At 35.0% G+C, this 22,694-nt stretch carries 20 protein-coding genes and 4 pseudogenes; 5 read left to right on the top strand and 19 right to left on the bottom strand.

The annotated features are described in order from the left end of the window. Positions 1-80: 80 nt before the first annotated feature. The 4 genes from ACXAE4_RS09655 to ACXAE4_RS09640 all read right to left on the bottom strand — a co-directional run bounded on the left by ACXAE4_RS09655 (position 81) and on the right by ACXAE4_RS09640 (position 5,176). Entirely contained in the window at positions 81-2,120 is a 2,040-nt protein-coding gene (locus tag ACXAE4_RS09655) for an alpha-glucosidase (protein ID WP_289578206.1), read from the bottom strand. 56 nt (positions 2,121-2,176) lie between these two features. Then, on the bottom strand, positions 2,177-2,848 hold the full coding sequence (locus ACXAE4_RS09650) for a DUF4867 family protein (protein ID WP_098112483.1): 672 nt from the start codon (positions 2,846-2,848) through the stop codon (positions 2,177-2,179). 86 nt (positions 2,849-2,934) lie between these two features. Continuing rightward, positions 2,935-3,615 carry a transaldolase family protein gene (locus ACXAE4_RS09645; RefSeq protein WP_014458886.1) on the bottom strand — a complete coding sequence of 227 codons (681 nt, stop codon included), beginning with the start codon at positions 3,613-3,615 and terminating at the stop codon, positions 2,935-2,937. A gap of 163 nt (positions 3,616-3,778) precedes the next feature. Then, entirely contained in the window at positions 3,779-5,176 is a 1,398-nt protein-coding gene (locus tag ACXAE4_RS09640; RefSeq protein ID WP_028414827.1) for a glycoside-pentoside-hexuronide (GPH):cation symporter, read from the bottom strand. A gap of 1,137 nt (positions 5,177-6,313) precedes the next feature. On the opposite strand from ACXAE4_RS09640, the gene ACXAE4_RS09635 reads away from it, so the two are divergent. Continuing rightward, on the top strand, positions 6,314-6,688 hold the full coding sequence (locus tag ACXAE4_RS09635) for a DUF5412 family protein (RefSeq protein WP_475235919.1): 375 nt from the start codon (positions 6,314-6,316) through the stop codon (positions 6,686-6,688). Positions 6,689-6,806: 118 nt separating this feature from the next. Here the strand turns inward: ACXAE4_RS09635 and ACXAE4_RS09630 are convergent, their stop codons facing one another. From ACXAE4_RS09630 to ACXAE4_RS09615, 4 genes are all read right to left on the bottom strand, one after another. Further along, entirely contained in the window at positions 6,807-7,094 is a 288-nt protein-coding gene (locus ACXAE4_RS09630; protein ID WP_028414830.1) for a hypothetical protein, read from the bottom strand. A 131-nt stretch (positions 7,095-7,225) separates the two neighbouring features. Further along, positions 7,226-8,404, bottom strand: coding sequence for a DUF418 domain-containing protein (locus tag ACXAE4_RS09625; protein ID WP_098112481.1), 1,179 nt, complete (start codon positions 8,402-8,404; stop codon positions 7,226-7,228). A 409-nt stretch (positions 8,405-8,813) separates the two neighbouring features. Further along, positions 8,814-9,023, bottom strand: coding sequence for a hypothetical protein (locus ACXAE4_RS09620; RefSeq protein WP_028414832.1), 210 nt, complete (start codon positions 9,021-9,023; stop codon positions 8,814-8,816). A 674-nt stretch (positions 9,024-9,697) separates the two neighbouring features. Next, on the bottom strand, positions 9,698-10,237 hold the full coding sequence (locus ACXAE4_RS09615) for a TetR/AcrR family transcriptional regulator (RefSeq protein WP_028414833.1): 540 nt from the start codon (positions 10,235-10,237) through the stop codon (positions 9,698-9,700). Positions 10,238-10,376: 139 nt separating this feature from the next. Here ACXAE4_RS09615 and ACXAE4_RS09610 point away from each other — a divergent pair, with 139 nt between their 5' ends. Next, positions 10,377-10,715, top strand: coding sequence for a DUF2834 domain-containing protein (locus ACXAE4_RS09610; protein WP_051418592.1), 339 nt, complete (start codon positions 10,377-10,379; stop codon positions 10,713-10,715). Between the two features lie 404 nt (positions 10,716-11,119). Continuing rightward, positions 11,120-11,674, top strand: a complete 555-nt coding sequence (gene lepB, locus ACXAE4_RS09605) for a signal peptidase I (RefSeq protein WP_028414835.1) — start codon at positions 11,120-11,122, stop codon at positions 11,672-11,674. 85 nt (positions 11,675-11,759) lie between these two features. Here lepB and ACXAE4_RS09600 read toward each other — a convergent pair. From ACXAE4_RS09600 to ACXAE4_RS09570, 7 genes and pseudogenes are all read right to left on the bottom strand, one after another. Further along, positions 11,760-11,930, bottom strand: a pseudogene (locus ACXAE4_RS09600) (carboxymuconolactone decarboxylase family protein); the annotation flags it as partial. Between the two features lie 66 nt (positions 11,931-11,996). Beyond that, positions 11,997-12,188, bottom strand: a pseudogene (locus tag ACXAE4_RS09595) (tautomerase family protein); the annotation flags it as partial. A 114-nt stretch (positions 12,189-12,302) separates the two neighbouring features. Continuing rightward, positions 12,303-12,929, bottom strand: a complete 627-nt coding sequence (locus ACXAE4_RS09590) for a hypothetical protein (RefSeq protein WP_028414836.1) — start codon at positions 12,927-12,929, stop codon at positions 12,303-12,305. Positions 12,930-12,948: 19 nt separating this feature from the next. Next, the gene (locus tag ACXAE4_RS09585) at positions 12,949-13,500 is read right to left on the bottom strand and encodes an SF0329 family protein (RefSeq protein ID WP_475235916.1); all 552 of its coding nucleotides are present in this window, start codon (positions 13,498-13,500) and stop codon (positions 12,949-12,951) included. 1,016 nt (positions 13,501-14,516) lie between these two features. Then, positions 14,517-14,873, bottom strand: a pseudogene (locus tag ACXAE4_RS09580) (DUF2178 domain-containing protein). Between the two features lies 1 nt (position 14,874). Next, positions 14,875-15,146, bottom strand: a pseudogene (locus ACXAE4_RS09575) (helix-turn-helix transcriptional regulator). Positions 15,147-15,344: 198 nt separating this feature from the next. After that, complete coding sequence (locus tag ACXAE4_RS09570; RefSeq protein WP_098112479.1) at positions 15,345-15,929, bottom strand: DJ-1/PfpI family protein; 585 nt, start codon at positions 15,927-15,929, stop codon at positions 15,345-15,347. Positions 15,930-16,066: 137 nt separating this feature from the next. Between ACXAE4_RS09570 and ACXAE4_RS09565 the strand changes: the two genes are divergently transcribed. Together ACXAE4_RS09565 and ACXAE4_RS09560 are read left to right on the top strand one after the other, a co-directional pair. Continuing rightward, positions 16,067-16,510 (top strand): Lrp/AsnC family transcriptional regulator, encoded by a 444-nt coding sequence (locus tag ACXAE4_RS09565; protein WP_098112478.1) that lies wholly within the window; start codon positions 16,067-16,069, stop codon positions 16,508-16,510. 133 nt (positions 16,511-16,643) lie between these two features. Further along, positions 16,644-17,543, top strand: coding sequence for an alpha/beta hydrolase family protein (locus ACXAE4_RS09560; RefSeq protein ID WP_098112477.1), 900 nt, complete (start codon positions 16,644-16,646; stop codon positions 17,541-17,543). 233 nt (positions 17,544-17,776) lie between these two features. Here the strand turns inward: ACXAE4_RS09560 and ACXAE4_RS09555 are convergent, their stop codons facing one another. From ACXAE4_RS09555 to ACXAE4_RS09540, 4 genes are all read right to left on the bottom strand, one after another. After that, positions 17,777-19,156, bottom strand: coding sequence for a PTS ascorbate transporter subunit IIC (locus tag ACXAE4_RS09555; protein ID WP_028414843.1), 1,380 nt, complete (start codon positions 19,154-19,156; stop codon positions 17,777-17,779). Positions 19,157-19,177: 21 nt separating this feature from the next. Continuing rightward, the gene (locus tag ACXAE4_RS09550; RefSeq protein WP_028414844.1) at positions 19,178-19,459 is read right to left on the bottom strand and encodes a PTS sugar transporter subunit IIB; all 282 of its coding nucleotides are present in this window, start codon (positions 19,457-19,459) and stop codon (positions 19,178-19,180) included. Further along, positions 19,459-21,501, bottom strand: coding sequence for a BglG family transcription antiterminator (locus tag ACXAE4_RS09545; RefSeq protein ID WP_289578217.1), 2,043 nt, complete (start codon positions 21,499-21,501; stop codon positions 19,459-19,461). The genes ACXAE4_RS09550 and ACXAE4_RS09545 overlap by 1 nt, the downstream gene beginning before the upstream one ends. 337 nt (positions 21,502-21,838) lie before the next feature. Beyond that, positions 21,839-22,675: an alpha/beta fold hydrolase gene (locus tag ACXAE4_RS09540; RefSeq protein ID WP_098999685.1), complete on the bottom strand. Its 837-nt coding sequence runs from the start codon at positions 22,673-22,675 to the stop codon at positions 21,839-21,841. Positions 22,676-22,694: the final 19 nt, after the last annotated feature.

The raw sequence follows: 22,694 nt of genomic DNA, 5'->3' as shown, positions 1-22,694 counted from the left end.
TACATCATTACCTTTATCAACACTATTTTCCGTTTGGATTTTTCCGTTTGACTACATTTCTTATATAAATAGCTCTTAAATTAGATGTGAAGTAGTTTAGAAAACAACTCACTCCATATAGATTTTTTACGGTAAAATACAGGTGGATAACCTAATGGCGCTTGAACAGTAACCGATCCTCCTGTGTGCTCTTCACCGCTCCATACATGGACCCACTGATCTTCTGGTAAATATACTTCCCACTCTGTTTGGTTTTCTTGATGAACCGGCGCAACAAGTACATCTTCACCAAATAAATATTGGTATTGAATATCATATGTTTTTTCGTCTTCTTCATAGTGCATAAACAAAGGTCGCTGAACAGGAATTCCGCGTCGCGCATTTTCTTCTACAAGTGATCTAATATAAGGTGCCATCGTTACATAAACATTAGACATTCTTGCTAAATGCTCTAGTGCTTCTTCATCACCGTCAAACTGAAAACAATCATCGGGACGATTTCCTTCATGTGTTCTCATCATAGGCGTGAAGGCTCCCATTTCTGCCCATCTCATCAGCAGCTCTTTTGAACGTTTATTACCATGTAGACTTGTGTACCCTCCAATATCGCTATGGTGTAAGCCGCAACCACTCATTCCTGATGATAAAGCTGCAGGAATAACGGAAGCTAAACCATCATCCAGCGACCAATCTACGCTTTGATCTCCGCCCCAAAGAAGTGTACAGTATTTTTGTATGCCCGTATATCCAGCACGCATAAAGTATACGATTTCACCAAGTTTTCCTGCTTCTGATACTGCTTCATAGTTCGCTTTTGCCCACATTGTCGGCCAAGCATTGTGCATAATCTTAGCGTCAACTCCATTTTTGAGCACAACGTCAGTAGGCAAGTATTCGCCAAAGTCGGCCATCCATCCGTCTAATCCAAAATCAATCATGTTCTCTTTAATAACTTGTTTATACCATTGGGTAGCCTCTTCGTTGGTAAAATCCACAACTCCGCAATAAAATTCACCGAAATCCACTAAATACGTATTTCCTTCCGTATTTAATGCTAAGTACCCTTTATCTTCAGCTTCCCTATATAAATCACCTTCTATTGCTACATATGGATTAATGTAACCTAGAAAACGAATATCATTTTCTTTCCACTCTGCAATTTTTTTATCTAGCTCCGGGTATTCATTCTCGTTCCATTTCCAATTCCACATTAAACGTTTGCCGAAAGAAGTAATACGTTTGCCCTGCCAATCTTGACACCATACTCCAGATACTTTCATGCCTTTTGCTAAAACTTTTTCTAATTTTTGTTCAACAACATCTGTACCACCTTGAATACCTAAAACCACGCCGTTATATACCCAGTCTGGTAGCTCGGGCTGTCTTCCGAATAAACCTGTAATTTTTTCAACTAATTCAAGGTACGTATCCGCCGTTTCAAACAGCATATATTCAGGTACTTCCCAAACCTGCAGTTCATGGAACGTCTCATTACGAAAATCAAAGTCCGCGTATGCCGTTGTTTCTACGTGACAATAGTACTTTTTACTAGATACATATGTAGGCTGAGGAAAGTTGGTATTATAGTAATCTCCTCCAGCTCTATCAACTACATCAGCTTGCCATGTTACATATGTTTGTTTGTTTCTTCCTACGCCCGGCTCAGATGTCCATAAAGGAAAGTTTTTCCCTCTCATATTAAAATGAGAAAGTTGTTCTCCGCATCCATAGACTTTTTCCTGTTCATCTGCAGCTACTCGTAACCAAAAGCGGTTAATGTTCGCATCGTGTTTTTGGTATTCTACTTTTAAGCGGTTGTCTTCTTCCTTAACTATAAGAGACAGGATATGATCTCCATTTTTATAGTTGGAGAAATCTATTTTATATGCCCCTTTTACTTCTTCAACAGTTGCGTAGCGAAGAGCTGTACGTTCAGTCACGTAATCTTTAATATCAAAGTTCCCTCTATACATTTCAATCGTTTCTTCTCCATAACCAACAAACAACATTGGCTTTTGTACTGTATGCTGAAGCAGAACTACACCGTTAAGAGCAACTTCAAATCCATCTTGTAAGATCTCCACATTTACCCCTTTAGTTACGTTTAAGGTACCTGACATTTTTCTCTCTCCCATCAATTAATAGAGCCTAGTCTTTTGTCTAACATTCATGCGCTCTATTGATAAACTTTAATATTTTCTCCTTTTATACCGGGATGTGCGCCTTTATTAATTAATTGCTCTCTTTCAGGATGAGCAATTAACCATTTATTTTTCATAAACAATAACTCATCTTCTTTTGTTCTTTTTTGAATATTAGTTGATAACGGATCATTTGTTCCTTTAGGTAAAATGACGACTGTTTTAAACCCTTCGTTATTGACCTTACAAGGAGCAAAATGTAATGTCGTACCATACAATTCAACTGCTGTTCCTTCAGGTACAAAGAAAGCGATTACATCACTTGAATTAAAAAAGTTATTTTCAACTTCCTGTACCTTACCTAATAAAAGAACCATATCCGTTATAGCGATATTAATTTCACTGCTTTTATGATACTCAAGACCATTTAAGGTTGAATTAGGACCATTACAATATCCAATTTGAATAGGCATCTCACCATAAAAAGCTTCTTGAAGCTGATTCTTAATAATGGTGTTTTCCATCTCAGTAACGGATGCTACGTATACATTCTGATCTTGAGGAATAGTTAAACTATCCATATATGTTTCTAGTTCACTGAAATCGTATTCATTAATTACCTTTCCATAAGGCTTAAATTTGCTGTCCTCTATATGATAAAAAGGTACATGTTTATTTAAGTCTTTCATGTATTGAAAGCTGCTCAACGTTTTCTTCTCTCCTTTTCTATGTAAAAAGCCCCTCCAAGAAGATAATAAGATTCTAAGAGGCGCCTTTTATAAAATACATATGTTTATTTTAAGACAGGAGCTTCTGTGACTGTATTATCCCAAGCGTTGCGAAATTTGTTTAAACCATAGTCTGTAAACGCATGCTGGAAGCTTTCTTTATATACATCAAATCCGCAAGTCACAATATGCGCACCAGCTTTTGCCGCATCTACAATTTGTTTACCATTACGTAAAGCAGCAACAATGATTTCTGTATTGTAATCGTAGTTTTTATAGATATTCACAATATCCTGAATGTATTGAGTTGTATCGTCCCCGCTATTTTCTTTCCAGCCGACAAATGGAGATACAAATTTAGCACCGATTCTTGCAGGCTGAAGTGCTTGTGATGGCGAGAAGACAAGAGTGACGTTAGTAGAAATACCTTGTTTTTCAAATTCCTTTGCTGCAATTAAGCCAGGCTCTGTGCATGGAATTTTAATAACAAAGTTTGACGACAGCTTAGCAATCTTTGTCCCTTCTTCTACCATATCTTTAGCATTATCCAAATGAGGATTAATTTCCACTGAAATTGGGAAGTTTTCGACTCCTTTAAATTCACTTGCAAATTCATCTAGAACCGTTAAAAATGGTTTACCGCTGTTCATAATGTGGCGAGGGTTTGTTGTAACTCCATCAATTGCCCAGTTTTCATACGCGTAACGAATTTCCTCTAAAATTGCACTATCTAAAAAATACTTCATCTTTATACCTCCAGTTAAGTGACTATTACCCCTAAAAGATAATGACCTTTATATAATTTGTAATAACCTTTGTATTTATAATATGAAAACGCCACCAATATTTCAAGTACTTTTTGCTAGATTATTAAATTAATTTTGTATTTCGTCCATTTTACCTATCATCTTACATTGGTATTCTATTTTTACTTTTAGCAAGATCGGCTACGATTTTATTGTATTTTTCATCTGAAAGTTTATAAAAGAAAAACATGACAATAATCGTTGCAATGGCTAATGCACTTGGATAAATAAACATTAACCCTCTGATTCCCTCCAGTACATTTGCACTTTGCACCGCGTTTGGAACGTAACCCACAACTCCTAACACAACGCCAGGAATAAAGCCTGCAAGCGCTTGAGAAAGTTTACGGAAGAACGTAAAGAAAGAATACACAACACCTTCAGATCGATTTCCAGTCTTCCATTCGCCATACTCTACAGCATCAGAAACTAATGCCCAGTTCAAACTGTTTACAAATGAGCTTCCGAAGAAAGCAAAGCAAGCTAATGTAATAAAAATCACTGCGTTATCTGCAAAAACATAAGCTAAAATATCTCCTACAGCCCAAATCGCGCACCCTAATATGTACGTAGATTTCTTTCCAATTTTTTTAACCATGAAAGGAACCATTGCTACGCCGATAAATACACAGCCGATACTAAAAAAGCCCATATAAGGAACGATTGCTACATTTTTTAAAACGTACTGACAAAAATAGACTTGTACAGCAAGCTTGACGTTAAAAGCTGAAAAGGTAAACAAATTAACTAAACAAAGAATGAGTAAAGGCGTATTCTTAAAAAGACCTTTATAGCTGTCAGTCAGCTTTACATTTGTGTTTTGGGGTTTTTCATACACATATCTTTCTTTTACATTGGCATAACAATAGACTTGTAATAAAACGCCCAAAAATGCAAAAATAGATACAGCCACTAAATAACCAGTAGATTGATTGTTAAACATTAAGACAATCGGCATAAACCCTACAGTTGTAATAAGAAGACCTAAATTTGAGCCTGCTTGTCTAAATGATGCCATTTCTGCTCGTTCAACGGGATCTTTTGTCATCGCAGGTACCATTGATCCATAAGGAATATTTGAAATGCTATAAATTGTTCCAAATGCCATATACGTTACATATGCCCATATAATCTTTCCGGTTATTGAAAAATCGGGATTAGTAAAGCTGACTATCGTTATCAAAGCAAGCGGTATTGCAGCATAAAGAAAGAATGGTCTAAATTTCCCTTTAGGACCTATCTTCTTTCGATTATCAATCCAAGTACCTACTGTAATATCAGCGAACGCATCCCATATTTTCGTAATTAAAAATACTAAACCTGCTGTTGCAGAAGGCAAGCCTAACGCGTCGGTATAAAACTTCAGCAAATAAATTTGACCCAAGTCTAACATAAAGTTATTTCCTACATCTCCCAATCCATAAGCAACCTTCTCTTTAAGTCTTAGTTTCTTAGGCGTATTAATTGAATGTTCTACATTTTGAACCAATGGCTGTTCCATAAGTTCTCCCCCTTTGATTAACACTTTTTAAGACTTCACATTAAAGATGCATCACATAGGAGATTACAATTTTGATAGACTTCAAAATTGTAATCTCCTCTAGGCCGATACTAAAATCACCTCCCTCTTCATAACATCACAACGTTTTTAAAAAAGTTATTACCTTTTTATTTATAATATGAAAACGCATACAAATTATCAAGTGTTTTTTTTATTTTATTTACAAAAGGCTGAATAATAATAGCAATAAATCTATAGATGTCCCTGGAGGAATAAGGATTCTTTTTGGGTTGTGTGTCGGAAAGAATGGTTATGTGCACTAGTTTTATACATGATATAAAGAACTTTCCAAAGAATAATTATGATAAAATGGGGTTAAAAGGAATTTAAAAATTAAAAGAGGTTAAATCAATTTGGGAAGAAATTTTGTTATAACGTTATTCATTTGTGTATTAAGTATTCTACTGAAAATTATAATGCTTGTTCTAAATTTGAATGGCATTTACGTGCAAGGCACCAACTTTTCTCAAGACACTATTAACCTCACTATAAATACCCTAATCTTATTATCCGTTACCAGGATTATTATGTATAAACTAAAAGAGAAAACGTTAAAAACCCTTACTGTTATATGTTCGACCTTTCTCATAGTAAGTAATTTTTGCTGGTGGCTGCTTATAGATAGTGATACTGCATACACTACTTTTTATTCTCCTAGCAGGAATGAAGCTTTTGTGGTTAAAGAAACGCGTCATAGTGAGGTCTATCAACTGTTGAAATTTAAATTATTATCAAAAAAACTTGTGGATATTCGTGGTGATGATGGTTACAGAATGTTTTACGAGAATAACTACAAATTAGAATGGATGAATCATAACAAATTAAAAATCCACTATCTATTCGACCCAATAAGCCCTAATGATTATAAGAATGTAACTGTTACATACAAGGAATATTAAATATCTAGATATACTAACAGCCTTTAGATTTAACAATCTAAAGGCTGTTTTGATTGTTGAAACAGGTATTATGTTAACTAACTTTGTATATGATATTCACGATTTTTTAACTCAGTTCTGATATATAATCAGATAGAAACAAAATTATAATTTAGTCTATCTGAATAGAGGTTAGAAATTGAAAAAACGGTATATAGTGTGTTTGGTTGCATTAAGCGCTCTTCTAGTTATAGGATTTGTTTGGTGGTTTCTTTTTGCACCTAGTTATCTACGATTTGCTCCAAAGGGAGAATATATTTCTCAAAGTACATCTCCTAACGGTGATTACATAGTAAAGATTTATCGTTCAAGTGGTGGAGCGACCACACCTTTTGCTATTAGAGGAGAAGTGACTTATACAAATAAAGTTTTTAATAAAAAGAAAAACATCTATTGGAATTACCCTCAGGAAACAGCCAAAGTTAAATGGGTAAATAACAAAACAGTTAACATTAGTGGTCACATATTGAACGTTACAAAAGATACGTTTGATGCTAATAATGTAGATAATTAAATTCTACTCTTAAGCAACAAAAAGCTCTTATGAAAGAGCTTTTTGTTGTTTAACTACCTATAGTCTTGATTATGGTAACTACAAATTTATGAAGTATAAGTCTTACTAAGCAAATTTTTTATTTATTGTTATATTGTTTTATAACTGTGACTATAACTGCCATTAACAGAACAATTGCGCTATTTATAAGTAAATAGTATCCAACTTGTAAACCATAAAATATGGCAAAAGCGTCTCTAATGATCAACAGTGCTAATATACCGCCTATTGCCCCAAATAAAGCCGCCAGTATCAATATTGTGAAAGCAGCAGCGTATAGACTTTTCTTTTTTTGGTAGGAGATAAATCCAACGATATTTGCAATGATAATAAAGAAGCCGATAAGTATTAAGAAGAAGTTAGCCATTTTCTTTAATTCTCCTCTACGGACTATTAATTGGTTAAAATACCCAATACCTAATATCACTTTAACATAACATTCTATGTGAAAATTTTGCTTCTTATAACATGTTTGATATTCATCCAAAAGAAGCTGACTTACATTTTAAGATCTTTCTTTATATTTTTCCTTATAGTTAAATTGGCTAAGCGTTTACGCGCTGATTCCATAGGACCCATTTTAAAATAACGAAGCCACAAAGTAGCAAATAACATTTGAAACAAACAGATTAATACCCAAACAAAAATGACGAAGAATGAACGAGGGTGTCCACCCAATCCAAGGCCCCATCCATAAAATAAAATTGAGCTTAAAACATTCTGTAACACGTAGCAACTTAAAGACATCTTACCTACTTTTTCTAAAACTCTCCATAATGAAAAGGCCTGAAATTTTTCAATTAGGAAACTAATAGCTCCCATGTATCCAATCGATAAAATAGGGGCAAACACATACCTTACTGGAAAATCAAAGTATCCTCCAGGAACAAATAATAATAGGTTTAGAGGTAGCCCAACTAAAAGTCCTGTCTTCATCATCCTCTTTCTGATATTAATACCATTGGAGTTATTGTCAAAAGCCCCTATTCTCACTAGTAAAACACCAATTAAAAACATACATATATTAAATGGAATGACGAAAATTGCTTCTGTGCGCAGCTCCCAAAAATGAAAAAGTCGATACTGAATTTGATTCATCCATGATCCATGTTGATAAAGGTTCATCACTTCTTTTGGCACAGCAACTAGCTCATCTCCTATTGAGTTAGTTAGCACACCTAAGAACACAAGTACTATAAAGAAAAGATGAATCGCTGCTGCACTAATCATTGTTATTCGTATCATTCTCTTTCGCATTTTTACGATAAGTGATACGACAATGGCAGTTACTGCATAAGACATTAAAATGTCGTACTCTAAGACAAAAATAAAGTGCAAAAGCCCTTCCATTAATAAAAGTAAAGACAGCCATATGTACCTTCCCGGCCAAGTCTGATTTAATCGTTTTGATTGCTGATATTTCAGTTCTAAACCAACACCAAACATAATAGCTAAGAGGCCAAGTAATTTTCCGTTAATTAAGGACAGAAAAAGGATTCTTAAAAAGTCATCTCCTGATAACCACCATTGATTATGGTTAAAAGTAAATATATAATTTATATCTCCCAGATAGGCAAACAGCCAAATATTTGTTCCTAATGTTCCCAGAATCGCTAGTCCTCTTAATATATCTAAAGAGCGAATTCGTTTTTTATTCTCCACTTCCCATGCCCCCATCCTTTACTTTCATTCTAATAACGTTCCGAATACATTTCTAAAAAGGATTGTTTATTTTCGTTACTCTCCTTCTTGATATGTCATAGTTCAACTATATTAGATTACGTCGCGTCACCTTCAACCCTTATTTTTAAATGAATGAATGAATTATTTTTAGTGCAATAAAGAGAGCGTAGATACGTTTTGAGAAGTGCGAAGGCTGCCTGCTTTGGAAACAGGTTTAGCCAAAATCCAAAAGATATACTGGCTTACGCAGAGTACTAATTACAAAAAAAGAAACCCTAGTATTTTTAAGGTTTCTTTCTTTCTGATATTCCACTCTAAGCGACAATTGAAGATAAATTAAAATGCTTTTACTGCAATATAACGTTTTCCAACGTTTTGTAATTCATATTCTAAAAGCTGGCATCTAGCTTTTAGAAAGTTCGTTTATCTCCCTTTCAATAAGAGCTACTGAAAGTTCGAATGCTTGTATCCTTCTTTTAGCTAAGGTTATTTGAGATTTATATCTATCGGCATTTTCTTTAGCTTCAAACGTTTTTACTGTCTGTCTGAGTTTATGTAAAGTTGAATCAATTTGACGTTTTGCTTCAACTAATTCAGGTACGTCAAATTTCATTGGAGTCCCTCCTTTTTATCATTTTTATCGATAAGATGGCTTTCTTTAAAAAGGTTGTTTATCGGCAGAGCTACTGTTATCTATATTTCCTGTACATGAGTAGCCATCCAAAAATGCTTATTATACCAAATATAGTGAACACAAACTTACCACTTAAAACTTCTCTTAACAATATACCTGATAAACTAGTGTTTGTTTATCTGTAGAAGTTGAAAGGTTCCTTTAAAAGAAGCAGGTTTTTTTGAGGTATTGAGAGGTGACGTCAATTTTTATTAAGATGCTCAGCTGTTCTAAAATAGCCTCTGCGTAAGGGCCACGCTAAATAACCCATTCAAAATCTCTCAACGCAATAAAATTTGTCATACAAATTTCGTTTTTCATCTTCACAACAAAAATAGTTTGTGATATACTTCACATGTAAGGATGTTCACATGAACTAACAAACTCTTGAATGTAAAGTAGAAAAAGCTATTTCACTCCGATGCCAATACGATTGAAATAGCTTTTTTTATGCTCTTATTTTGAGAACCCCCACCATTTCTACTGCTATGGCCTTCTGTACAGTTCTCTAGGAGAAGTAGTTACATCTATCTTACTCCCTTGCTTTTAGAGTTTGATGTTCCTAACCTATCACTCAAAAAATAGAGAGGGTTCTATTTTCCGCTTATTGCAGATCAACCCTTATTAATTGCCGCAATCGCTTTTGTAATACGAGCATCGTCACCTACTGCATCTAAGAGAGCTATTCCTTCAATTGTAACAAGAGCTAGTGCTGCTACTTGTTCTTTATCCTCTCCTTCGTCTACCTTAATGATATCTAGGTAGAACTGATAAAAGCTGTCGCAGATTTCCTTTGCTACAGAATGAAATGGGTCCCCTTCTTTTGATGCAACCGCAACTAATTCAAGCCACAGCTTAATGTATGGACGAACTTCAGGATCTCTCATCATGTTATACAAATGGGGAACTAGCGTCTGAAATGAATGCTTCTCCATTTCTGTATTGTGAAGCATGTAAATAAGCTTTTGAGAAATAAAGGATAGCACAACCGTAAATAATTCCTCTTTGTCATTAAAATAATGAAGTAGCATTCTATCGCTGGTTTCCGCTGCTTTCGCAAGATTTCGCAAACTGGAGGCCTGCAGACCATTTAATAAAATATAGTCAGCCGTTTTTTCTATAATTTCTTGTTTTTTCTTTTCACCTTTTTTCATATAAAGCTCCTTACTGTCTTTTTCTGTCGTATAGATACAATTATGAAGGAAACTTAGCTGCTTTGCATTATTCCCATTCATTTTTTTGTTGATAAAAAATGTAATGAGTGCTACATTTTAAGAAAGGGGGATGATTGAATTGATAAGTAAAAACCACAAAGCAATGGACAGCAACACACTTTCTAGAAATGATCGAATACCAAAAGCATTACTTATTTTAGTATTAGTATCTTTTTCTGTTTTAACAGGTTTGGCCGTATATCATTATGGCTTTCTTGGTATTTTTTCTCAGGCATTTAACAACTATGCTTCTATGCAAATATTCTTTGATTTATTGATAGCACTAATTCTAGTGCTTGTATGGATGTGGCATGATGCCAAAAAGACAAACCGTTCTTTTTGGCCATGGGCACTAGTCACGCTAATAATTGGCTCGTTCGGTCCCCTTTTGTATCTGTTGCTGCGCAAACGCATTTAGCAGATTAAAAGACTTTGTATTGCAAAAAGAAAGCCTTTTGCAAAATAAAACAAGGCTTTCTTTTTATCTAATTAAGTATTAATCAGCTGTTTCCTCTAGTACAACTTTAATAGCCTTTGCGAGCATCTTTGCTGTACGTGTTTCTTCCTTCGAGGAGTGGTTTAGAGATTTATATAAGGTTCCATCTTATAACACTATCATTTGGAAAGATAATAAAATAAAAAAGATTCTTTTAGATCCCCAAAAAGTAAAGATAATAAAGCAGGATCAAAATCATGCAATGAAGTTTATTGAACTTGTTAAAAAATCATCTAAGTAAACCTTTAATTGTTAAATTAAAGGTTTATTTCTATATATTGTGTTATACTCTTAAACATGTATTACGGTTGTAGAGGAGTTTTAAATTGAAACAGAAAGAGATTTTTTCGTGGATCAAATCCATCATTATTGCTTGTATCCTGGCTTTTGTGGTGAGAGAGTACATATTTACGCCTATAGTAGTAGACGGCGAATCGATGATGCCTACTTTAAAAGATAGTGAACATATTATTCTTAATGAAATGGGTAAAAATAACCCAGATAATATAAAAAGATTTGATATTATCGTTTTTCACGCTACAAAGGAAAAAGACTATATTAAAAGAGTAATTGGTTTACCGGGTGATCATATAGAATATCGCAATGACACGCTATATATAAACGGAAAAAAATATGAAGAGCCTTATTTGGATCAATACAAAAAAGAAATAGTAACAGGCCCGTTAACTGAGGATTTTAAACTTGAGGATTTTACAGGCAGCAAAACAGTTCCAGAAGGTCAATTGTTTGTCATGGGAGATAATAGAATGTATAGCTTAGATAGCAGATCACCTCAAGTAGGAACAATCTCCGTAGACAAAATCGTAGGAAAAGCAAAATTAGCTTATTGGCCTTTAAAAGAATTTCAATGGATTAAATAAAGTCTTTAAAAGCTCCCTTATTAAAGGGAGCTTTTTCTATTAAATACAAACTAAAAAATAACGATATTTATGTGCTTTACCTTTATTATTTCTCCGCTACTATATTCAGTACTGCAGCTGCTTTTGGCCACCCCACGTAAAAAGCCATATGAGTTATTAGTGCAATAATTTCTTTTTCAGTCATTCCATTCTTTTTTGCCAGCTGCAGATGAAAAGACATTTGTTCAGTGTTGCCAATACTGATTAAAGCAGAAAGTCACAAAGTTAGGAGCAAGATCTCTCATGTCGTTCAGCAGCTTAGAATTAATACCGTTATTCATATTTATTGTGCCTCCTTTTGATTAACCATTTGTGCGATTCCTTGCCCAAATGACCAGTTTTCAAGGGTTGTTTCGTTTACTGTAATAAAGATATTGTTTGTAGAAAGGTCTAAGTCAGTGTGAAGTCCCTCTGCAATGGACTGATGTAGCTTCTTTTTCTGCTCGATAGTTCTCCCCTGCCCACATGTAATAGAAGGAAACTTATTGAACGTAATGAATTTATCTATAAAAAAATCCTTTGCTTCCAGGGCAAAGAATTTTTTTGCAGTTATAGAGAGCTTTGTCCCTTTTACAGATTAATATAATACTCATCCACTATCTCTATCATGAGCATAGTTTTTTGATAAGCTGTCTTTAAAGTCTTGAGGAAGCTTCATATTTCTAAAATTTAAGCCAATTAAATCTTCAACATCTTCATTTAAATACGACCATTTAGATGGTGATGTCATTAAATGGTCTAACAAAACAGATTCATTAAAACCTATGACACATATATCTAAGCTCCTTTCTCCCCATATCGCCCACTGCTTAGAAGAAGAAAACCATACCACCTTCTCTGAATTATAGTAAGGGGCATCCGCAGGGTAATCCTCCGGTCCAATTTCTAAGGCATTCCTATACTCTTCACTTGATAAAGAAGTAGGAAGCTTCAAGTAATTAAAATAGCCAAACTCTTTATAAAAATAGTTTGTGGGGTGTGGATCTAAAACCGCAACTGTAACTTCCTTTTCACTAAAGATTTTTGTTAAATATTGTACGGTAGGCCAAAAATCATCACACATCACCCAATAGAACTCTTCAAATAAATAATAATCACACCTTTGGTTAAATACTTGGTCAGGCAATTCCTTATTTGTGTTAAAGATACTTTTTAAATTTTTATTAGTGGATTGAAATTCTTGGATATCTTTAATGAAGAAATTTGTGGGCTTCACAGTTTAGCCTCCTTTTTTATTAACTGGGCGTATGTTTGAACGGCGTGATGTTATCAACCTCGCACCTTAGTTCATAAAATTGCATGATTAAGGGGGGGACATTAGAATCATATCTTAAAGCTTCCAATGTCCTCTTGCCTAACCTTCTATCTACTAATGCAAGAGCTTGAAGAATAATATTCTCAGAATTTAATGCTCGATGAATGGTCAGCTGAGGATACTGGATAAAAGCGCCATAAACATGTTCAGCGTTAAAAACGCCTCTATGTTTTAGAATACTTGCAGTGTAGTCCATATCATCTACCTGGCCAATGAATTCTGGGAAACATTCATATAAACACTCGGGAAAAGGTTTGCTTGTTTTTCTCTTCACTTCCTCCCAGAGGTTATCATGTTCCATTAAATATTCTGCTGAAGAAGCATTAAAAACTTCCTTTTTATCTAAAGTAATCCAAATACGCGTCTGCTCTCCACGAGAAACGTTATATTTAGTTAGATGAATACTCAATCCATGCTTCAATTTACCACAGATTAAATTCCCCATATCTTTCTTTACTTTTGTCCATTTCATACTATCCTTGTACCCCTATTCTTTCCTAAAACTATACGCTTCAGCTTATAGAAACATTATATTATATAAGATATTTGTTTTTCCTAATGTATTCAGCATATCCATATACCTTATCAAGATCTATTTCTTGCTGCTCTTTCTCTTCTAAGTCAAGCACTCTTTTCTATCTGCGTACGAGTTATGCTAAACCGAATATTCAAACCCCATCAACGCAATAAAGAAGCAGCCTCTCGCAAATAATGAGATTGCTTCTTGTACCTTAAAATTTGTCATACAAATTTCGTTTGCTACCTTCACAACAAAAATAGTTTGTGATATACTTCACATATAAGGATCTTCATATGAACTAACAAACTCTTGAATGTAAAATAGAAAAAGCTATTTCACTCCGATGCCAATACGATTGAAATAGCTTTTTTTATGCTCTTATTTCCATCACCCCATCCTTTCTTAGCTGTACGTTGTTTGAGTCTGTTTCCACTTGCTTCTGTATGTGAAGCGCGATCTTTTCAAAATCTATTTCATCATACTTGTTCATAGTCATACTCCTTTTAAATAAAAAACGTAAAAGCCGCCTCGGTTTGTCAGATAAGGCAGCTTTCACGAGAAATTTAATATAGAATCTGTTTTACTATAAATTATAGTATACTTTTCCGGTAAACACTATATTTTCCTGTAGAGACACACTCGTCTAGGTAGAGAATATAGTTAACTATAAATTTAATGATAAATATGATTTAGTTATTGATCATCATCTATTTCATTTTATAAAACGTAACCGATGGTCTACTATAATTGAATGTCTGAAATGTTGAGCACTAAAGAAAGAGAATGAATGATGGTTGGTCTATAGAAATGTATCAATCTTATTCGTTTAAAGACGACCATAAAAATAAGAGTAGGATTGTCATGAAGTTAATAAGGTTGTTGTAAGAAAATTATAGTTAAAACACTAAAGCCAAAGAAATGTATAGCCTTCTATGGCTTTTTTACTGCTGGCAAATCTGCGTCATTCTCTAGTTTAAAAAATCCCTTTTATATCGAACAGCAAGATATATACCTGTAGCAAATGAATGCAAGGGAGTATTTAAATAAGAAGAAGATTTGCCACATATATTCTTTCGGGAAGATCAGGTCGACACAAGATGACTCCATACAGTACAACGAGGGCACTTTTTAGACCGATTTGGCTTGTTCTTTCGTCAGACACACTCATGCCCATTTTCTTTTGAAAAACATATATTAAAACTGCATCGCTACTATAAGCGATATAAAGTCCAATACAAATAAGCATATTCCAGTTACTATTTGATTGTTCTGTCCAGGTTCTCAAAGGAGTTAAAAATGGCATTTTCTATTTTGTCAGTTATCATTTCAGTCACGTCCTCCCACATAATTAAAAATATCGTTCACATCTACGTTGAAAGAAACTCAGCTATTCGAAAAGCTAAAACAAGAGAAGGCGAATAATTGTTCTTCTCCATCACATATATAGTTTGTTTAGATACTCCAACTGCGTCAGCCAGTTCTTTTTGAGACATCCTGTTTAAAACCCGATGTTCATACACTTTATTTTCAACGTAGTCACCATTTTTTTCTTTCAATGTAATCACCTTCCTTTTTTGGACTACAAACACATCATACATCAAACTTATAAAAAGGTAAAGTAAACTTATACAAAAGATAAATATTATTATACATTCTAGGGAAACAAAAAGAGTTAGACTCTTAGCGAGAAGTCTAACTCTTTTTCTATTTCAACATCAAAAAATAAAGTACTCATTTCCTTTTACTGTTTAAAAACGGTTCATTTTCGTTTCTTCGCTAAAAACAATATTCGTTGATTAGTTAAATCCCATTAAGTTTTTCACCTGTTGAACATTTTCTATAGAAGTTAATTTCTCTAATAGTAAAAAGGCCACATCAAACCCGGTGCTGGGGTTTGACGAAGTAATTATATTGTGGTCTACGACAATATAATCGTCTTGAACAAGTACACCAAATTCTCTTAACTGTGCTCTTCTTATACTTGTGGGGTGATTATAGGTAGTAGCTTTTTTACCTTCCAGAATTCCACTTTTTCCAAGTGAAAGAGCGGCAACACAGACACTGGCTATAGGTTTTCCTGCTGAGTGAAATTCTCGAATAACCTGCAAGAATCTCTCATCGTAAGCATCTTCGTAAAAATTTGCTTCTTCAAAGCCACCTGGTATAGCAAGCGCATCAAATTCTTTTACATTAATATCTGATACTAGCATTTCTGGAATTACAGTAAAGTTCCATGTACATGTTAGTTTTGGATGTAAGCCCGCTGTTATTAGTTCAGTCGTGCCGTCTCCCTCAAATTTATTCCATCCAAACACATCTGTAAAAACGCTTGCTTCTACAGCTTCAAATCCATTTGCTAAAAGTAATAATATTTTCTTCATAGAATCATCTCCTTTCAGTAAATTTTATGAAATATTCATGCAATGTTATATACAAATAATTAGGTTATTTCTAAAGATATCTTTACTAAATTAGGTAATTACTTGATAATAATTAATAAAAAAAGGTTGACGATAAAATGGGCGTAATAGATAGAAAAATACTTCATGAACTGCAGCCAAATGCTAAGATTTCAATGAAAGAATTAGCTCAAAAAGTTTACTTATCTTCTCCTTCTACCATTGAACGAGTGAGAAGGTTAGAGGAAAACGGGATTATAAAAGGCTATAAAACAATTGTTGATGCAGAAAAATTGAATAGAAACATAACTGCGTTTGTTTTATTTGAAACGACAAAATGTAAGGATCATGCCGCGTTTTGTAGCGTTCATCCTGATGTAATGGAATGTTATCGTGTGGCAGGAAAAATAAGTTACATAGCAAAAATATGTACAGAGTCCGTACATACTTTAGAAGAATTTATTCATAAAGCTATGGAGTTTGGTACACCTTCAACAAACATCGTTTTATCATCACATACGAATATGGAACTTAAATTATTTCAAGATACTAGCAGTGGATAACTTTAAAAAAGCATGTTTATATATTTGTTAGTTAACAGTATCCAAATTGATTTTCCAAGAGAGCTAAATCAATCAAATTTCATATATGAGCCTGTTGTAATAGGGATCTTTAAAAACAAGGAGGAGGATATACGTGCAAATAAAAAAGGATGAAAGACAGTCATTTTATGCCGGATGTCAATTCGTAGATATAGAAGATCAAGGAAATGAACACGGCTTTCCTTTACTTATTATGTATCCTACATATAAAGAAGAAAAAGTTGAAAAGATGGGACCTTACACGATAAGCGCTGCGCAAGATGCTCCACTTTCAGACGGATTATTTCCTTTGGTCATTATTTCTCATGGAGATGGAAGCACGCCTCTTGCTTATCGAACCATTGCCCAGTTTTTAGCACGTAATGGTTTTATTGTAGGGGTACCTCAGCATCCATTTAATAATCGAGAAAATAATACGCTATCTGGAACAATAGATAACCTAAAAAATCGACCTACTCATATACGTACTGTAATTGATTGGTTTTTAAAAGAAAGTCCCTTTTCTCCGTCCATTCATTCAAATAACATTTCTCTTATTGGCCATTCAATGGGAGGATATACGGCTCTTGCCGTAGCAGGTGGAGTTCCCACTTCTTTTCCTTCTGAATCTCCTGATCAAAAGCCTTATTGTTTATCTGTTGATCATGATAAGCGGGTTCAATCACTTATTCTTTTAGCGCCAGCCGCCGGATGGTTTAGAGAAAGAGGAGCTCTTGAAGACGTGAATATACCTATTTTAATGATTACAGGAGAAAAGGATACGATTACTCCTTCTTTTCACGGGGAATTTGTGTTAAATGGGGTTTCTGATGCGGAAAAAGTTCAGTATATCGTTGTAGAAAATGGAGGACATTTTTCATTTCTCAGTCCATTTCCGGACTTTATGAAATCTCCTACCTTCCTCCCTTCTCAGGATCCGGAAGGCTTTAATCGCAAAGAGTTTCATGAAAACCTGCAAAACACTATATTGAATTTTTTATTACATTCTTTTTAACAGATTAGTCAGTTGTACCACCTTTTCTTTTGAAGCAATTATATCTAGAAAAGAGCAGTTAAAATCCCTTAGAAACTGATGAGCTTCTAAGGGATTTTATTTGTAACCTTATGCTTACGAATCAGATGCGTCACCCTAAAGAATCCTTGAAGCGGTCAGAATGCCTTTGTTAATTGCATGAACTGATAATGAATGGATTGACGATACTACTTCAAGCTCTTGTCTATCATTTTTTATTTCTCAACTTTTTTGTAAGGCACTGCATGACTTTCTTGCTTGCGTATACTGGCCAAGATCATTATCAGTAACACTAAACCAATACCAACCATAATGGTAGTTTTTCCACCGAAATGAGCTAGCCCACTCAAGAATAGTCCCACTATACCGAAGTCTGAATCTGAAAATGTAGCATTTGATAGACCCAAATCTCCCAACACGGGTATTAATAGAATTGGCATGAAACTGATTAAAAGGCCGTTCACAAATGAGCCTAAAATCGCACCGCGTACACCACCCATTGCATTTCCAAACACCCCTGCAGCTGCACCCGTAAAGAAGTGAGGTACTACACCTGGTAAAATAATGATTCCTCCTGATAAAACTAGTATTAACATACTAACAATGCCGCCTAAAAAACTTGAAAAGAAACCAATTAATACAGCATTTGGTGCATAAGTATATATAATTGGAACATCTAATGCTGGCTTTGAATTTGGCACAATTTTAGAAGATATTCCTTTAAATGCTGGTACAATTTCAGCTAATACCAATCGTACACCAGCTAAAATGACGAAAACGCCGGCAGAAAACATTCCTGCTTGAAGTACCGCAAATAAAATATAGTTTTTTCCGTCACTTAATTTACCTTCGACATAACCAGGCCCCGCAAAAAGAGCGACAATAACGTAGAAAATCGCCATAGTTAATGCAATACTAACCGTACTGTCTCGTAAGAAGCCGAGACCTTTTGGAAAGTTAATTTTTTCTGTTGATACAATCTCTTTCTTTCCCTTTACAGCCATCCCCACGAGACCACCAACTGCAAAACCAACTGCTCCAGAATGTCCTAATGCCACATTATCATTACCTGTTAGTTTACGGATAAAAGGCTGAACGAGGGCTGGAGAAAGCGTCATGAAAATTCCCACCGTTAAAGCACCAAAGAGAATTAATGAAAACGATGTAAAACCACTTACGGATAAAATGATGGCAATCATACATGACATGTACAAAGTGATATGTCCTGTCAGAAAAATATATTTAAATCGTGTAAAACGAGCAATCAGCAGGTTTACAATCATACCAAAAAACATAATTAATGCGGTCGAAGAACCATATTTACTCAGTGCAATCGCAACGATGGCTTCATTATTTGGAACGACACCGTTTACGTTAAATGCTGCTTTGAACATTTCTCCAAATGGAGCAAGGGCTTGTTGAAGAATCCCTGCACCTGCTGTAATAACCAGGAACCCAACAAACGTTTTTGTTGTTCCTTTTAGTGTATCTGAAAGATTTTTCTTTTGTGCAAGTAGACCTACTAGAGCAATTATGGCTACTAAAACTGAGGGTTCACTCAGAACGTTAACTAATACATTTAACACCTGATTCATCGCTATCACCTCTCAATTTCTTTACAGTAGATTTTTTTCTTGCAGAACCCCTGTTAATTTAGCGCGTAATTCTTCTAAATCAATAATATTATCCAAAATTACGACGTTTCCTAAGCTTGCCCCGCCTTCTGCAATATCTTTTGCAAGAAAGAACACGTCTGCATCCTCTGGTGTTGCAGAACCTAAATCAGAATGATTTACTTCTACGCCGCTTACTCCCATCTCATTCAACAACTGTTGAATATTCATTTCCACCATAAAACTTGTTCCTAATCCTGATCCACATACTGTTAAAATTTTCATTATTCATCTTCTCCTTTTTTTCGCATCATAGCTATAATTTCAGCTGAAGTTTCAGCTTCTTTTAAACGTTTTAATGAGTCTTCATTTACTAAAAATGAGGTCAATTCTGACAGTGCTTTTAAATGTAATTTGTTATCAATGGCTGCTAGACAGATAAACAAGTCAATTGCATGTTCTTCTTGGTTCAGTAACAAAACTGGTTTCTTCATTCGTAGAAGGGACATACCAAGCTCTTGTACACCTTGTTCTGGCCGGGCATGAGGAATAGCAATTCCTTTCCCTATATGAATAAAAGCTCCCATTTCTAAAATTCTATCAATCATTGCTTGAGTATAGGCTGAGGTAATATAATGCTGTTCCTCCAAAGGTTTTGCTGCCAATTGGATTGCTTCTTCCCACTCTAGAGAATCGTCAGAGAATTGAATCTTATCCTCTGTTAAAAGTTCAGAAAGCATAGGGGCGTAACTCCTTTCACGTGTATGGCTTTGTCTTAAATGTTTCGTTAAATCTTCATAAAGCGCTTTTTCATTTTTAATAGTTGCATATTTTCGTATGGTCGCCATTAACTTATCCATTGGGATAGTCGATTGAACCGGCAAATTGAAATCAGCTGCCACGGCCTGCTGCAAATAGTTTTCCTCTAGCGCTGTTAATAGTGGACGTGTTAAATAAACAGGCTTGGATGATTCCAAATAAATAGTTGAAAAAATCATATCGTAACTGTCTGGTGACAGTTTTTCGATTTCTGCAGCCGAATATGATTCTGTAAAATGCAATTTTGGAAACAGTTGTCGTAATTGCGTTCGTAGCATCATAGAGGAACTAATCCCGTTTGGGCAAACGATTGTGGCTTTATACACTTTAGGTTTAGCCTCCAGTTTTCGAACATGCCCACCGAATAAAATCGTAAAATACCCTATCTCTTCATCTGAAATACATTTTCCCGTATATTCAGAAAGCGGCTTCAACGCCTGTTTAACAAATTCAAAGAGTACACCGTGCTCTGTTTTAATTGTGTCAATTAACGGATTTGATAATGGCACTTCACAGATGATTCTAAAATAGGCTGGTACCAAATGTTTATATAAGAGCGATTTTAAAATATGCCTTTCCTTAAATGGTACTAATATTAAGCGCTCTACTTCTGAAATAATAGTACTCGATACAAGGTCAAGCTTTTCATCAATATGGAGCTCGTCTATATTCTGCATAGCAGATAACAATTGAACCGTTAGATAGATAACCTCTGCTTCAGCCACTTCATCAAATAAATAAGCTGATAGCTCTTCCCCCATTTTTAGTAAGGGCTGTTCTTTCATTAATTTAATTTGCTTGATTGGTAGAATCAGTTTATGATGCCCAGACCTGCACTGTAGAAATAAGAGTTCATAAACTAGCTGATCTAGCCGGTTACTAACAAAATCAATCCGATATTTTTTAGCTAAATCATTTACGTTCTCTCTAATTACTGAACCCGTATTTTCATAATTCCAACTATTAAGAACCTGCTTCATCCCTGAAATGCCCATTGGCAATTGCAAAAGTGTTCCAATACAAATAGTTGCAAATCGACGCTTAAGCCTCTCTTCTCCCTCTAGATGAAAGCCATCTGTCCGGTTATAAGATAACTGAATGCCTTCTTTCTCACAATACGAACGAAGCTTTTTAATATCCGCTAGTGCTGTATTCCTGCTTACCTGCAGAAAAGACTGATAATGTATATTTGCTATAGGCTCTTTTCTTATATACGTGTATAAATAAATTAAGTATATCCGCTCAGTCTCTTGAAAAACTGACTGCTGACGGTTAAGCGATGTTCCTTCTAGTTTCCAATAATTTTTAATTCTTTCATCAACCTTAAATTCTATATCAATCACTTGAATTTTCGGTAAATCTAAATTGCTTAATGCATTGTTCAACTTATCAAGCGTATAGGCAAATTGTCGAGGTGATAAATTTATTTGAAGTCTCAACTCCGGAATTGATAACTTCGGGTAATTAATCATCTGCTCAAGCAGCTGCAATGATTTATGATCAAACATCTTATTATCCTCCTCATGTTTATTATAAAATAGAAGTGTTAGCGATTACATAACTGTTCAATCCAATCTTTGTTGTCATTTTAGAATAGCTGTTGGACTGAAGGTTATATTTCCCATTTAAAAGTTTAACATAAGCTCTCGCACCACAGAATGGCAAACGTTTATTATTTGATTTTTATCTTTTAAAGCTATAGTAAAGCAATTTAAATGGCCTCCCTTACTATAGTAAGCTTTTCTACCGGCGTAAAAAAACAAAAAAGAAGTGACCCTTTGGTCACTTCTTCTGTTCATTAACTATTTTCCGAGCTGTTTTTACTTATCAAACATTCACTTATATTCAGTCTCTTAAAAACGAAAGCAGCGCTTCGTTAAATTCATGTGCATGCGTTGCATTTAAGCCGTGAGGACCACCTTTTATTAAAGCTAATTTCGAATCAGAAATGGCTTCATGCGTTCGCTTTCCGCTATATTCAAATGGAACGATCTCGTCTGCATCACCGTGAATAATAAGAGTCGGTATTGTAAACTTAGCTAAATCGTCTCTGAAATCCGTTTTGCTGAAAGCAGCTATACAGTCTAGCGTCCCTTTAGGTGATGCAGCAGCTGCAATATCCCGGTTGTACAGTCGAAATGGTTCGCTGACTAAGCCCTTTCCGTCTTTAGCTCCAAAAAATGTTTTTGTAAAATCATCAAGAAAAGCTAAACGATCATTTTTTACGCCGTTTTCAAATTCTTGGATTCCTGCATCATCCAATGCTCCTTCAGGATGATCCTCTGACTTGTAAAGAAATGGTGGTACGGCTCCTGCAAATACGGCTTTTTCTACTCTATCTGTGCCGTATGTTCCTACATAACGGGCTACTTCTCCGCCACCCATTGAAAACCCAACTAGTGTCACATTTTTTAAATCCAAATGTTCTAGCAGCTGATGTAGATCAGCAGCAAATGTATCATAATCGTATCCGTCCCATGGCTGAGAAGACTTGCCGAATCCTCGGCGGTCATACGTGATGACTCTGTGTCCAGCCTCAATAAGAGCCGGAACTTGATATTCCCAAGACCGTCCGCTTAGTGGCCAGCCATGGATTAAGACGACCGGCTTTCCTGTCCCGTGATCCTCGTAGTATAGTTCAATAGGTGCTTCATTTTCTGTTCCTACCGTAATTTTTGCCATTTCGCTACCTCCATTATAT

It is taken from the genome of Priestia sp. ABM2_011, from assembly GCF_056158845.1.
Note: the sequence above shows the minus strand (reverse complement) of the source record. Positions and strands in the feature narration are given on the sequence as shown.